This window comes from Streptomyces sp. CA-278952, from assembly GCF_028747205.1.
Lineage (GTDB): Bacteria > Actinomycetota > Actinomycetes > Streptomycetales > Streptomycetaceae > Streptomyces.
On the sequence record NZ_CP112880.1, the window covers coordinates 4,625,305 to 4,639,414 of the forward strand.

Annotated in this window: 11 protein-coding genes and 1 pseudogene; 8 read left to right on the plus strand and 4 right to left on the minus strand. The window is 72.7% G+C overall.

Annotated features, from left to right (window positions below):
• Nucleotides 1-3: 3 nt before the first annotated feature.
• Together N7925_RS20800 and N7925_RS20805 are read right to left on the minus strand one after the other, a co-directional pair.
• Nucleotides 4-225 (minus strand): annotated as a pseudogene (locus N7925_RS20800) (aldo/keto reductase); the annotation flags it as partial.
• Nucleotides 226-294: 69 nt separating this feature from the next.
• On the minus strand, nt 295-711 hold the full coding sequence (locus tag N7925_RS20805; RefSeq protein ID WP_274344755.1) for a VOC family protein: 417 nt from the start codon (nt 709-711) through the stop codon (nt 295-297).
• 245 nt (nt 712-956) lie between these two features.
• Here N7925_RS20805 and N7925_RS20810 point away from each other — a divergent pair, with 245 nt between their 5' ends.
• The 7 genes from N7925_RS20810 to N7925_RS20840 all read left to right on the plus strand — a co-directional run bounded on the left by N7925_RS20810 (nt 957) and on the right by N7925_RS20840 (nt 9,639).
• Nucleotides 957-1,901: a TIGR03619 family F420-dependent LLM class oxidoreductase gene (locus N7925_RS20810; RefSeq protein WP_274344756.1), complete on the plus strand. Its 945-nt coding sequence runs from the start codon at nt 957-959 to the stop codon at nt 1,899-1,901.
• A gap of 11 nt (nt 1,902-1,912) precedes the next feature.
• Nucleotides 1,913-2,710 carry an SDR family NAD(P)-dependent oxidoreductase gene (locus N7925_RS20815; RefSeq protein WP_274344757.1) on the plus strand — a complete coding sequence of 266 codons (798 nt, stop codon included), beginning with the start codon at nt 1,913-1,915 and terminating at the stop codon, nt 2,708-2,710.
• A gap of 109 nt (nt 2,711-2,819) precedes the next feature.
• Nucleotides 2,820-3,941, plus strand: a complete 1,122-nt coding sequence (locus tag N7925_RS20820; protein WP_032753493.1) for an LLM class flavin-dependent oxidoreductase — start codon at nt 2,820-2,822, stop codon at nt 3,939-3,941.
• A 279-nt stretch (nt 3,942-4,220) separates the two neighbouring features.
• Nucleotides 4,221-5,960: an N-acyl-D-amino-acid deacylase family protein gene (locus N7925_RS20825; RefSeq protein ID WP_274344758.1), complete on the plus strand. Its 1,740-nt coding sequence runs from the start codon at nt 4,221-4,223 to the stop codon at nt 5,958-5,960.
• Nucleotides 5,957-7,423 (plus strand): aldehyde dehydrogenase family protein, encoded by a 1,467-nt coding sequence (locus N7925_RS20830; protein ID WP_274344759.1) that lies wholly within the window; start codon nt 5,957-5,959, stop codon nt 7,421-7,423. Before N7925_RS20825 ends, N7925_RS20830 begins: the two co-directional genes overlap by 4 nt.
• 227 nt (nt 7,424-7,650) lie before the next feature.
• On the plus strand, nt 7,651-9,237 hold the full coding sequence (locus tag N7925_RS20835; RefSeq protein WP_274344760.1) for an APC family permease: 1,587 nt from the start codon (nt 7,651-7,653) through the stop codon (nt 9,235-9,237).
• Between the two features lie 36 nt (nt 9,238-9,273).
• Entirely contained in the window at nt 9,274-9,639 is a 366-nt protein-coding gene (locus N7925_RS20840) for a DUF6463 family protein (protein ID WP_274344761.1), read from the plus strand.
• Between the two features lie 88 nt (nt 9,640-9,727).
• Here the strand turns inward: N7925_RS20840 and N7925_RS20845 are convergent, their stop codons facing one another.
• Nucleotides 9,728-10,456: a siderophore-interacting protein gene (locus N7925_RS20845; protein WP_274344762.1), complete on the minus strand. Its 729-nt coding sequence runs from the start codon at nt 10,454-10,456 to the stop codon at nt 9,728-9,730.
• A 113-nt stretch (nt 10,457-10,569) separates the two neighbouring features.
• On the opposite strand from N7925_RS20845, the gene N7925_RS20850 reads away from it, so the two are divergent.
• The gene (locus N7925_RS20850) at nt 10,570-13,524 is read left to right on the plus strand and encodes a GNAT family N-acetyltransferase (RefSeq protein WP_443032351.1); all 2,955 of its coding nucleotides are present in this window, start codon (nt 10,570-10,572) and stop codon (nt 13,522-13,524) included.
• 31 nt (nt 13,525-13,555) lie between these two features.
• On the opposite strand, the gene N7925_RS20855 is transcribed toward N7925_RS20850, so the two are convergent.
• Nucleotides 13,556-14,038, minus strand: coding sequence for a sel1 repeat family protein (locus N7925_RS20855; RefSeq protein WP_274344763.1), 483 nt, complete (start codon nt 14,036-14,038; stop codon nt 13,556-13,558).
• Between the last annotated feature and the right edge of the window lie 72 nt (nt 14,039-14,110).

Sequence of the window (14,110 nt, forward strand, 5' to 3'; positions counted from 1 at the left end):
ACGGTGGAGCGCCTCCGCCAGCAGCTCCTCGTTGGCCCCGTACCCGTACATGTGGGCCGTGTCGATCAGCGTGATGCCCAGTTCGACCGCCCGGCGGGCCACGGCGATGGCCGCCTTGCGGTCCTCGGGCCGTTCGGTGGGCAGGTGCATCGCACCGAACCCCAGCCGCCCCACGGCCAGGTCTCCGCCGATACGGAATGTCGTCGTCGATGGCGTGTTCGGCATGTTCGCTGGAATCCCCTTGGTTCGGATGGCCTCGACAACGTAGCCGCCCGTGCCGTGCGAGGAAGGGGTTCAGGGTGTTCCCGGGCCCTGGAGGAGCTGGAGGTAGTTGCCCACCGGGTCCACGATCGTGGAGAAGAACCAGCCGCCCCCGGTGTCCTCGACCGGCCGCACCCACGTCACCCCGAGCGTGTTGAGGTGCTTCTCGGCCGCCCGGATGTCGCGCACGGTGAGGTTGATCAGCTGCCGGCCCGGCTCGGCGGCCTCGTCCGCCACGTCGTCCCGTTCGTCGAACCCGATGATCGCCCCGGGGCCGACGATCAGGAAGTGCTCCGCCCAGCGGGCGCCCAGGGGCTCCAGCGCGGCGCGGTACCAGGCGATCAGGGCGGCGGAGTCGGTACTGCCGATGATGATCCCGAGGCCGGTGATGCCCCCGGTGCCGGTGCCGGTGCCGGTGGTGTCGCTGCTGTCGTCGGTGGGAGCCGTCATGGTCGTTCTCCTTGCTCGGTCGATCGTGCGTGCCGCGTGCTGCGTGCCGGCCGGGGCTCCCCGGTCGGGCTGTCGGGCTGTCCTGCCTACCACTTCTGACCGCCGGCGGCCGTGAAACTCATCGGCCCCCGCCGCCGATGCGCCCCGATGTGCCCCCACCCCTTGTCTGATGGGCCGTCAGGTATGACGATGGCGGCCGTCGCCCGGGGTGGGACCTTTCCGGGCCGGAGGGGAAGGAGGGCGCCGTGCCGATACTGCCCGGCGGGCCGCTGTCGTACGGGATGCAGCTGCCGGTCCAGTCGCAGAGCGTCATCTACGCGGAACCCTGGGAGGCGGCGGCGACCCCCGCCGATCTCGTCCGCATAGCCCGCGCCGCCGATCACGGCGGTTTCGCCTACATCGCCGGCTGCGATCACGTCGCCGTCCCGCGACGGCTGGCGGACGGCATGAGCACCGTCTGGTACGACCCTGTCGCCACCCTCGCCTTTCTTGCCGGGGTCACCGAGCGCGTCCTCCTGATGAGCCATGTCGCCGTCGTCGGACTGCGCCACCCGCTCGTCACCGCCAAGCAGTACGCCACCCTCGACCACCTCAGCGGCGGCCGGCTGATCCTCGGGGTCGGGGCCGGGCACGTACGGGAGGAGTTCGAGGCGGTGGGGGCGGACTTCGACGGGCGCGGGGGTGTGCTGGACGAGTCGATCGACGCGTTGCGGGCCGCGCTCGGGCCCGAGGAGTACCCGGAGTTCGCGGGGCGGCGGTTCTCGTTCCGTGGGCTCGGGCAACGGCCCCGGCCGGTTCAGGAGCGGGTGCCGATCTGGGTGGGCGGCTCCTCGCCCGCCGCCACCCGTCGGGCCGCCGTGCGCGGGGACGGGTGGCTGCCGCAGGGTGATGCCCGGGACCGGCTGCCCGCGCAGATCGCTCGGGTGCACGCCCTGCGGGAGGAGGCGGGGGTCGAGGCGCCGATCGTCGTCGGTGCGATCACCGAGCCGCTGTACGTGGGTGAGCCCGGGTGGTCCGTGGGGCGGCGGACGCTCACCGGGAAGCCGGAGGTTCTCGCGGAGTCGCTGCGGGAGTACGCGGCGATCGGCGTGCACCAGATCCAGGTGCGCTTCCGGAGCCGGAGCGTGGACGAACTGACCGATCAGATGGCCGCGTTCGGCGCGGACGTGGCCCCTCACCTCGGTACGTGAAGGAGACGGACATGGGCAAGCTGGACGGGCGGGTCGTCCTGGTCACCGGGGCGGCGCGCGGGCAGGGCGAGCAGGAGGCGCGGCTCTTCGCCGCCGAGGGCGCGCGGGTCGTCGTCGCCGATGTGCTGGTCGAGCAAGGGGAGGGTTTGGCCGCGGAGTTGGGGGAGGAGTTCGGTGAGGGCGTCGCCCGGTTCGTGCGGCTGGACGTCGGGAGCGAGGAGGACTGGGCCGCAGCCGTCGCCGCGGCCAAGGACGCCTTCGGGAAGATCGACGGGCTCGTCAACAACGCGGGCATCCTGCGCTTCAACGAGCTGGTCAACACCCCGCTGGCCGAGTTCGAGCAGGTGGTGCGCGTCAATATGACGGGTGCGTTCCTCGGGATACGCGCCGTCGCACCCGAGATCGAGGCCGCGGGCGGCGGGACGATCGTCAACACGTCCTCGTACACCGGTCTGACCGGCATGCCCCTGGTCGGTGCGTACGCCGCGACCAAGCACGCGGTGCTGGGGCTGACCAAGGTCGCCGCCATGGAGCTGGCGGGCAAGGGTATCCGGGTCAACGCCGTCTGCCCCGGGGCCGTCGATACCGCGATGAGCAATCCGGCGCTGCTGGACGCGGACGCCGACCTGTCGACGTCGAGCGCGGCCCTGGACGCGTACTACCGCAAGCTCGTGCCGATGGGGCGGATCGGCCGGCCCGAGGAGGTCGCCGCGCTGGTGCTGTTCCTGACCGGCCCGGATTCCTCGTACGTCACCGGGCAGCCGTTCGTCGTGGACGGGGGATGGCTGGCGGGGGTCAGCCCGTTCTGACGGAGCGTCAGGTATTGACGGGTCGCGGTGGCGGTGGAACAGTCGGTCGCACCACAATCTGACGGTGCGTCAGAAAAGCTGTCGGAAGACTTGAGGACGGTGAACCTCCGTGGAATTCGGGCTCTTTGTTCAGGGGTACGTGCCCGCCGCGCGTGCCAAGGTGGACCCCGAGGCAGAGCACAAGGCGCTGATCGAGGAGACCGAGTACGTCATCCAGGCGGACAAGTCCGGCTTCAAGTACGCCTGGGCCTCCGAGCACCACTTCCTGGAGGAGTACTCGCACCTCTCCGCCAACGACGTGTACCTCGGCTATCTCGCGCACGCCACCGAGCGCATCCACCTCGGCTCCGGCATCTTCAACCCGCTCGCCCCCGTCAACCATCCGGTGAAGGTCGCCGAGAAGGTCGCGATGCTCGACCACCTCTCCGAGGGGCGCTTCGAGTTCGGCACCGGGCGGGGCGCGGGCAGCCACGAGATCCTCGGGTTCATGCCGGGCATCACCGACATGAACCACACGAAGGAGCTGTGGGAGGAGACGATCGCCGAGTTCCCCAAGATGTGGCTCCAGGACGAGTACGTCGGCTTCCAGGGCAAGCACTGGTCCCTGCCGCCGCGCAAGATCCTGCCGAAGCCGTACGGGAAGTCCCACCCGGCCATGTGGTACGCGGCCGGGTCGCCGTCCTCGTACGCCATGGCGGGCAAGAAGGGGCTCGGCGTGCTGGGCTTCAGCGTGCAGAAGGTCTCCGACATGGAGTGGGTCGTCGAGTCCTACAAGAACGCGGTCAAGGACGCCGAGCCGGTGGGCGCGTTCGTCAACGACAACGTGATGGTCACGTCCACCGCGATCTGCGCCGAGACGCACGCCAAGGCGGTGGAGATCGCGGTCGGCGGGGGGCTCAATTACCTCCAGTCGCTGCTGTTCCGCTACCACGACACGTTCCCCCGGCCGGAGGGGATCCCGGAGTGGCCTCAGCTGCTGCCGGAGTACACCGAGGAGATCGTCGAGCTGCTCATCGCGGAGGAGCTGATGATCTGTGGGGATCCCGACGAGGTGCTGAAGCAGTGCCGGCGGTGGGATCGGGCGGGGGCGGACCAGTTGAGCTTCGGGCTGCCGATCGGGATCAGTCCCGAGGACACGATGAACACGATCCGGTTGATCGGGGAGCACGTGATTCCGCGGATCGATACGGATCCCGTGCATCGGACCTCGCGGTTCCGGGCCGCGGGCTGACCCGCACGGGGCTCCGCCCCGGACCCCGCGCCTCAAGCGCCGGCGGGGCTGGTGTTCGGGGCTCCGCCCCGGGCCCCGCTCCTCAAGCGCCGGCGGGGCTGAAACGCCCGCCTCAAGCGCCGGCGGGGCTGGATAGGCCGGGCGGCGTCTTCCCGGACCGTCGCCCTGATGAGCCGGGGTGCGTACCGCGGCCGAAAGCGTGCGCACCCCGGCTGTCCCACGCACCCGAGCCGGAGAAGGAACCCGAGCCGGAGAAGGAACCCCGAGAAGGGAACCGTCATGCTCGACCACCTCATCCGCCGTGCGACCGTCGTGGACGGCACCGGCGGGCCCGCGTACACCGCCGACGTCGGTATCCGGGGCGGCCGGATCGCCGTCGTCGCCGAGCCGGGGACGATCACCGAAGAGGCCGTCACCGGCGAGGACGCCGACGGGCTCGTCCTCGCCCCCGGCTTCGTCGACCCGCACACCCACTACGACGCCCAGCTCTTCTGGGACCCCTATGCCACCCCCTCCATGAACCACGGCGTCACCACCGTCGCGGGCGGCAACTGCGGGTTCACCCTCGCCCCGCTCCACCCCGACCGGCCCGAGGACGCCGACTACACCCGGCGGATGATGTCGCGGGTCGAGGGCATGGCGCTCGCCGCGCTGGAGGAAGGCGTCGACTGGAGCTGGTCCACCTTCCGCGAGTATCTCGACGCCCTCGAAGGCCGCATCGCCGTCAACGCCGGGTTCATGGTCGGGCACTGCGCCCTGCGCCGGCACGTCATGGGCGCGGACGCGGTCGGCGGGCAGCCCACGCCCGCGCAGCTGGACGCCATGCTCGCCCTCTTCCACGACGCGATGGACGCCGGGGCCTGGGGGCTCTCCACCACCCAGTCCTCCACCCACTCCGACGGCGACGGCGAGCCCGTCGCCTCCCGGCACGCCCGGCCCGAGGAGCTGCTCGCCCTGTCCCGCGCGGTCGGCGAGCACGAGGGGACGCAGCTGGAGGCGATCGTCGCCGGCTGCCTGGACCAGTTCTCCGACGAGGAGATCGACCTCTTCGTCGACATGACCGCCGCCGCCGGACGCCCGCTCAACTGGAACGTCCTCACCATCGACGCCGCCGTCCCCGAACGCGTACCGCGCCAGTTGATCCCGAGTGAGCGGGCCCGCCGCGCCGGCGGGCGGATCGTGGCCCTCACCATGCCGATCCTCACCCCGATGAACATGTCGCTCGGCACCTTCTGCGCCCTCAACCTCATCCCCGGCTGGGGCGAGATCCTCGCCCTCCCCGTCCCCGAGCGGATCGAACGCCTCCGGGACGCCGGCACCCGCGCCGAGATGCTGCGCCGCGCCGACAGCAAGGAGGCCGGGGTCTTCCGCCGGCTCGCCCACTTCGGCCGGTACGTCATCGGGGACACCTACAGCGCCGCCAACGAGGGGCTCAGCGGGCGGGTCGTCAACGACATCGCCGCCGAGCGCGGCCAGGACGCCTTCCACTGCCTGGTCGAGATCTGCGCCGCCGACGACCTGCGGACGGTCCTGTGGCCGATGCCCACCGACAACGACCCGGACTCCTGGGCGCTGCGGCAGCGGACCTGGGAGCACGAGGACGTCCTGCTCGGCGGCTCGGACGCGGGCGCGCACCTGGACCGGATGTGCGGGGCCCCGTACACCACGCGCTTCCTCGGGGACTGTCTGCGGGGGCGGAGACTCGTCTCCCTGACCGCCGCCGTCAAGATGCTCACCGACGACCCGGCGCGGCTCTTCGGGCTGCGTGAGCGCGGGCGGATCGAGGAGGGCTTCCACGCCGACCTCGTCCTCTTCGACCCCGAGCGGATCGACGCCGGGCCCGCCACGCTCGTCCACGACCTGCCCGGGGACAGCCCGCGCCTGGACTCCAAGGCCATCGGGATCGTCTCCGTACGCGTCAACGGGGTCGAGACCCTGCGCGACGACAAGGTGACGGGGGCGGTGCCGGGCACGGTGCTGCGCTCGGGCCGCGACACCCGGACGGTGAGTACGGCGTGAGCGGCAGCAGCCCCGGCAAGCTCTTCATCGGCGGGGAGTGGACCGAGCCCGCCGCCGGGCACTACGAGGTCATCGACCCCGCCACCGAGGAGGTCGTCGGCCTCGCCCCGGAGGCGAGCCGCGCCCAGGTGTACGAGGCCGCCGCGGCGGCGCGCGCCGCCTTCGGGCCCTGGTCGCGGACCCGGCCCGAGGAGCGTGCCGCGATCCTCGACCGGGCCGCCGACCTCGTCCGGCGGGACTTCGCCGCCCACGCCGAGGTCGCGCGGGCGGAGAGCGGCGCCACCGCCTCCACCGCCCGGTCCCTGCAGGTGGGGGTGGGCATCGCCCGCTTCCGGCGGTACGCGCGAGGGGCGCTGGAACCCGTCGAGGAGGCCGTCGTACCTCAGATCAACGAGGCCGGTCCGATGGGGCGGGCCGGGGTCTTCGGGGCGCTGGCCGTCCGCCAGCCGGTCGGCGTGGTCACGTGCGTCACCTCGTACAACAACCCCTGGGCCAACCCGGCGGGCAAGATCGCGCCCGCGCTCGCGATGGGCAACACGGTCGTGGTGAAGCCTGCCCCGCAGGACCCGCTCTCCGTCTACCGGATGGCCGCCGCCCTCGCGGAGGCGGGTGTTCCGCCGGGCGTCGTGAACGTCGTCACCGGGTCGGGCGCGGAGGTGGGGGAGGCCGCGGTCGACGCCCCGGAGGTCGACATGGTCAGCTTCACCGGGTCCACCGCCGTGGGGCAGCGCATCGCGGAGGTGTGCGGGCGCGGGATGAAGCGGCAGCTGATGGAGCTGGGCGGCAAGGGGGCGGCGCTCGTCCTCGACGACGCCGACGTGGACGTGGCCGTCGCGGGCATCGGCACGACGTTCTCGTTCTACAGCGGACAGATCTGTACGGCTCCGACCCGCGTCCTGGTCCACCGGTCCCGGCAGGACGAGCTGATCGCCGCGCTCACCGCGTACGCGAACCGGCTCACCGTCGGCGACCCCCGCGACCGGGCCACCGTCGTCGGCCCGGTCATCTCGGCGGCCCACCGCGACCGTGTCGAGGCGTACGTGGAGCTGGGCCGGAAGGAGGGCGCGCGGGTCGTCACGGGCGGCGTCCGGCCCGGCCACCTGGACCGGGGCTTCTACGTGGCGCCCACGCTGCTGGCCGACTGCACCCCGGACATGCGGGTGGTCCGCGAGGAGATCTTCGGGCCGGTCGTGGTGGTCGTCCCCTTCGACGACGAGGAGGAGGGCGTCGCCCTGGCCAACGACAGCGACTACGGCCTCATCGACTACGTGTGGTCCGGGGACGTGGCCCGCGCCTTCCGGATCGCCCGCCGGCTGCGCGCGGGCGGGGTCGGCGTCAACACGGTCGGGCGGAACATGGAGGCCCCGTTCGGCGGGTTCAAGAAGAGCGGGGTGGGGCGGGACGTGGGCTCGTACGCGCTGCACGCCTACAGCGAGACACAGGCGATCGTCTGGCCCGGCTGAGGGCACTTCCGCGGGGCGCGGGAAAATTTTGAACCCGTACGAAACGGACAGTGCTGCGATTACCGTACGTCGCCACGCCTGGCTGAGTGGCATGCATTGCAAGGCGTCATGTGAATGTCGCCTTGAATTGGTCAAGCGTTTCGGGGGAGTTGGCTGATATATCCAAGGGTGAGACGTTGGAGTCTCACGCTCCGGATGTGGATATCGCAGCGCATAGCGTCCTCCTCATGACTCAGCTGGACGCGCGGCCAGGGGCCGGAGACACGGTACGGGGAAGTGCCCCGGCCGACGGTGGTGACGGCCGCGGTGGCGTACGGGGCAAGGGACTCGGCGGGAACTCCGTCGGGCTCATGGGCAGCGCCGTCATCGGCGTCTCCACCGTCGCCCCCGTCTACTGCCTGACCTCCACCCTCGGCTCCACCGCCGGAGAGGTTGGCGTGCAGATGCCCGCCGTCTTCCTGGCCGGGTTCCTGCCGATGCTGCTCGTGGCCTTCGCCTACCGCGAGCTGAACCGGGCGATGCCGGACTGCGGCACCTCCTTCACCTGGACGGTGAAGGCGTTCGGCCCGCGCGTCGGCTGGATGTGCGGCTGGGGCCTGGTGATCGCGACGATCATCGTGCTGTCCAACCTGGCGGGCGTCGCCACCTCGTACTTCTGGCTGCTCGCGGGGGAGCTCACCGGCAGCGCGTCGGTCGCCGCCCTGGACGACAGCAAGCCGGTCCACATCCTCACCTGCCTGGTCCTCATCGCCGTCGCCACCGCCATCAGCTACCGGGGCATGACCGCCACCAAGGGCATCCAGTACGCCCTGGTCGGGCTCCAGTTGGCCGTCCTCGCCGTGTTCGTGGCGATGGCCCTGAGCAAGGCGGGCAGCGGCGGGCCGGACTTCGCCTCCTCGCTCGACTTCTCCTGGTCCTGGCTGAACCCCTTCGCCGTCCAGTCCTTCGCGGCCTTCACCGCCGGGCTGTCCCTCTCGATCTTCATGTTCTGGGGCTGGGACGCCTGCCTGACCGCCAACGAGGAGACCACCGGCAGCGAGAAGACCCCCGGCCGCGCGGCCCTCATCGCGATGGTCGTCCTGGTCGGCTCCTACCTCGCCACCGGCATCGCCGCGCAGATGGCCGTCGGCTCCGGCACCTCCGGGCTCGGCCTCGCCAACCCGGACACCTCCGACAACGTCTTCGCCGCCCTCGCCGGACCGGTGATGGGCCCCGGCCTCGGCGTCCTGCTCTTCCTCGCGGTCCTCGCCTCGGCCGCCGCCAGCCTCCAGACCACGTTCATCCCGGTCGCCCGCACGGTGCTCGCGATGTCCGCGTACGAGGCGATGCCGGCCTCGTACGCCAAGGTCCACCCCCGCTTCAAGACCCCCGGCCGGGCGACGATCACGGCGGGCATCGGCACCGGCGTCTTCTACACCGTGATGACCCTGGTCAGCGAGCACGTCCTGGTCGACACCATCTACGCGCTCGGCCTCATGATCTGCTTCTACTACGCGCTGACCGCCTTCGCCTGCGCCTGGTACTTCCGCGCCGAACTGACCCGCTCCGTCCGGGACCTGGTCTTCAAGGGCCTCTTCCCGCTGCTCGGCGGAGCCCTGCTCGCCGCCGTCTTCGCCAAGACCCTCTACGACATGTGGGACCCGGCGTACGGCTCCGGGTCCTCGGTCCTCGGCGTCGGGTCGGTGTTCGTCATCGGGGTGGGGCTGCTGCTCCTCGGCGTCGTGCTGATGGTCGCGATGGAGCGCCGCAGCCCGGCGTTCTTCCGGGGCGAGATCCTGACGAAGGAGACCCCGGCCCTCGTGGTCGAGGACTGATCCGTCGGGCCGTGCGGGGGCCCGTACGCTGAGGCCATGACGCGACGTTCGATGGGGCACTGGCTCCAGGTGGTCGGTATCGCCCACGGCGCAGTCGGAGCGGTGATCTACCGTGACGTGCTCGCCGAGATGGGGCGGGACGTGGTCGACTCCGTGCCCGACCGGGGCGACCGTGCCGCCGCCTTCTGGTTCATGGCCGCCGCCCCCACCCTGTGGCTGGGCGGCCGGCTGCTGCGCTCGGCGGAGGAGCACGACGACATCCCGGCCCAGCGTGCGGCGGGCATCGCCCTGACCGCCGTCGGCGTGGTCGGCACGGTGGCCATGCCGAAGAGCGGGTTCCCGAGCCTGGTGGGGATCGGCGGTGTCCTGCTGCGCAGGTCGCTGCGGTCCGGGGGCGCGTAGGCACGTAGACGCGTAGGCGCGCACGGTGAGCGTCGCCGGAGCTGCCGGACCCCCGGGGCCGCCGCCCCGGCGTCGAAGAGTCCGAGGTCTACGGCCGCCAGTAACCCAGCGCGTTCACCCGGTCCTTGGGCAGACCCAGCTCCTTGCGGAGGTACGCCGACAGGGTCCGGGTGGTCGCCGTGTCGCAGGCGACCCAGACGTACGCGTCCGTGCGGTCCTCGCCCAGCAGCTCCGGCAGGGCCGCCTTCACCTCGGAGACGAGATGCGCGCCCGCCTCGCGGCGCTCCACGTGGTGCAGGGTGTGGTGGGCCCCGTCGAGGCGGAACGGGAGTTTCCGGTCCTCCTCGTGCGCGGTCTCGAACCAGATCGTCGCCGGGGTCGACGGGACCGCGTCCAGCAGGGAGTTGATCGCCGGCAGGGCCGCCGCGTCACCGATCACGAAGAGCCGCGAGGGCGCCGGGTCGGGCAGGGTGAAGCCGGTGCCCTGGAGCGTCGCGTCGATCGTCTCGCCGATCCCGACGGTCTTCGCCCAGTCGCAGGCGGGGCCCTCGTGCAGGGCGAATTCCAGACTGAACGTGCCCGTCTCCGGATCGGGGTCGACCAGGGTGTAGGCGCGCTGATGGGGTTTGCCGTCCTTCTCGAACCAGAGCCGCAGCCACATGGTCGGGTGGGCCCCGCCGGTCGCGGCGAGCAGCCCGCCGTCGGTCACGTGGACCCGGCGGAAGCAGTCCGTGACCTGTTCCGTGCCGGTCACGGTGAACGTGAAGTCACGCCCCCTGAGCAGTTTGAGAACGACGCCTTCCCAGCCATGCCCCACGGTGTCTCCTGCCTCGCCCCGGTGCCCCGGCCCACTGCCAGAAGGTCACTTTAGGTTAGGCTAACCTAAATTTCGAGGGCTGGGGAGTGGCTGAAAACCACCGGATGCAGGGGATGGGCGGAACGATGACGACCGGCGTCGACAGCGAGAGACCGGGCACGGGCGCGGGTGCCCGTTCCGAGGCCCTCCAGGGTGGCCCGGAAGCGGCCCGCGAGGACTTCGAGGACTTCGAGGACTTCGAGGTCTTCCGCGACGACTGGGGGATACCGCACCTGCGGGCCGCCGACGCCCTCGCCCTGGCCCGCGCCCAGGGGCACGTCACCGCCCTCGACCGGGCCTGGCAACTGGAGACCGAGCGGCACCGGTTGCTCGGTACCAGCGCCTCCGGTCTCGGTGCGGAAGCCGTCGACTGGGACCGGTTCGTCCGGCGGGCCCGGATCGCCGACACCGCCCGCCGCTGCTTCGACCGCCTCGCGCCGGAGACCGCCGCCTGGGTGCGGGCGTACGTCGACGGCGTCAACGACGGCCTCGCCGGAGGGGCCGCCCGCGCACCCGAGTTCGCCGCGGTGGGCCTGGCCCCGGGCCGCTGGGAGCCCTGGACCCCGCTCGGCGTCTGGCTCTCCACGCACATCCTGTTCGCCGGTTTCCCGACCAAACTCTGGCGCGAAGAGGTCGCCCGCCGGCTCGGCGACGACCGGATGACCCTCTTCGCGACCGACGGCCCCGGCACCGCCGGCAGCAACGGCTGGCTGCTCACCGGCGCCCGCACCGCCACCGGGGCCCCGCTCCTCGCGGGCGACCCGCACCGCTTCATCGAGGCCCCCGGCGTCTACCAGCAGATCCGGCTCGCCTGCCCCGAGTTCGACGTCGTCGGCCTCGCGGTCCCCGGCATCCCCGGCATCGCCCACTTCGGGCACAGCGGCGGCGTCGCCTGGGCGATCACCAACGCCATGGCCGACTACCAGGACCTCTACCGGGAGCGGTTGCGCCGCACCCCGGACGGCGGGGTGGAGGCGCTCGGCCCGGACGGCTGGCGCCGGGCCCACGCCCACACCGAGACGATCGAGGTGGCGGGGGCGGACCCGGAGACGGTCGAGGTGATCGAGACGGACCGGGGACCGCTGATCATCGGCGGCCCGGACGGTTGCCCGGGCGGCGGGGTGGACGGCGGCCCGGGCGGTGGCCACGGCGGTGGCCCGGACGCCGACGCCTCCGCCGAGGGCCTCTCCATCAGCCTCCGCCACCCGCCCCGCGTCACCGGCGAGTTGGGTTTCGATGTGCTGCCCGCCCTGCTCCGGGCCCGTACGGTCGCCGACCTCGACGCCGCCCTCGACCGCTGGGTCGAACCGGTCAACGTGGTCCTGGCCGCCGACACCGCCGGCGGCGCCCTGCACCGGGTCGCCGGACACGTCCCGGTGCGCCCGTACGCCAACCGGCTGCGGGTCGTCCCCGCCGAGGACCCCACGTACGCCTGGCGCGAGGGCCGGGCCGCACCCCTGCCCCGTACCGAGGCGGTCGGCCCCGACGGGATCGCCGTGATGGCCAATGAGCGCGGCCTCGCCGCCCCGCTCGGGGTGGAGTTCGCGCCCCGGCACCGGGCCCGCCGCATCCGGGAGCTGCTCGCCGCACGCACGGACTGGTCGCCCGCCGCTCTGGCCGCCGTCCACACCGACACCCTCCTCGCCTCGTCCCGCCCCCTGCTGTCCCTGCTGGCCCGGTCCCCCGGCCTCGGCCCGGCCGCGAGACGCCTCCGGGACCGGCTGCTGCGCTGGGACCGCCACATGGACGCGCACAGCACCGACGCGACCCTCTATGCCCGCCTCCGCACCGACGTCGTCCACCGGCTGGCCGGCCACCCCGCCCTGAAGGGCGTCACCGGCGCGGCCGACCCGTGGCGCTCGGCCGCCCACCCGGCGCTCTTCCGCCCCTGGCTCGCCGCCGTCCCCCGCATCGGCTACGCCCTGGAGAGCCTGCTCACCGTCGGACTCCTGACCTACGAGGACCGGCTGGCGCTGGTCGCGGCCTCGGCCGAGGCCGTCGCCGCGGCGGCCGAGGAGACTCCGCCCGGCCCGTGGGGCGAGCAGCACCGGCTGTCCCCCTGGCAGGCCCTGCCGGACCTCACGCCCGACGACGAGGAGGCCCGGCCGGGGCTCGCGGGCGACCACGACTGCGTGCTGTCCACCTCCGCCGTCCCCGGCGTCACCGACCTGTTCGCCCGGGGCCCGGCCGCCCGTTACGTCTGGGACCTGGCCCGCCGCGAGGACAGCCGGTGGGTCGTACCGTTCGGCGCGTCCGGAGTCCCCGGATCCGCCCACCACCGCGACCAGACGCCGCTGTGGGCGCGGGGCGCGCTCATCCCGGTCGTCACGGACTGGAACCTGCTGCACCCGACGACCCGCCACCCGGAGGAGCCCCCCGCCATGACCGCCGCCGCCAACACCGCCGCCGCCACCGCCAACATCGCCGCCGCCGACCCCACCGCCGCCGACCCCACCGTCCCGGCCCTCCGCGCGGCCGTCCACGAGCAGAAGGTCGAGGGCTTCGGGACGGTGCGCCTGGTCCCCGTCGACCCCGAGGCCGACGCGGACCTGCTGCACGGCTGGGTCACCGAGGAGCGGGCCCGGTTCTGGGGCATGGGCGGCCACACCCGCGAACAGGTCCGGGACATCTACGAGTTCGTCGGCTCGCTGCCCACGCACCACGCCTACCTCGCCCTGCGCGACGGGGTCCCGGCCGCGCTCTTCCAGACGTACGAGCCGGACGCCGACCCGGTCGGCGAGTGCTACGACGTACGCCCCGGCGACTTCGGCGTCCACCTGCTGATCGCGCCCGCCGAGGGCGAGGGAGCGGTGAGGGGGCACACGGAGGCCCTCCTCGCCGCGTTCATCGGCTTCGTCTTCGGCGACCCGGCCCGTCTGCGGGTCGTCGCCGAGCCCGACGCCCGCAACGAGAAGGCCCTCGCCCGGATGGTCCGGGCCGGATTCGAGCTGGGCCCGGAGATCGTGAAGCCGGAGAAGACGGCCCGGCTGGCGTTCCTGACGCGGGAGGCCGCGCTGCGACTCGCCTGAGCGCCCGACGGGTCGCCTGGCGCACAGGGCCCTACGGGGCCGGGTCCGCCCCGTCGGGGTGCAGCGCGCCGCCCGGCCGGAACAGCCGCTTGGCCACCGCGTGCCCGGCCTGCGCCGCCATCCGGAACCACGGCTCCGCCGCCGCCAACCCCTCGCGCTGCTCGACCAGGCGGCCCAGCTCCCACATCGACTCCACGTCGCCGGCCCGCACCGCCTGCCTCAGCAGCCGCTCGGCCGTGTCGGGGCGCCCCTCGGCCCGCGCGGTCAGCGCGAGCGCCCGCAGCCCCCGCACGGCCCGGGCGTCCCCGGCAGCGGCCGCCGCCGCGAGCTTCCCCGGATCGACGGGGCGGCGGGAACGGCTCCGGAACAGCAGCAGGATCCCGAGCACCCACATGATCCAGCTCAGGCTGATCAGCGTGCCGTTGCCGGTGACGACCCCGGTCAGGCTCAGCGCGCCGCCCGCAGGCAACAGGAAGTACCCCAGCCCCGGCCCCAGCCCCAGTCCCGGCCCCATCGCAACTCCTCTCCGTCCGCTCCCGACGCACACGGACGACGGTCTCGGATTTCCTTGTCGTACGGCATACCT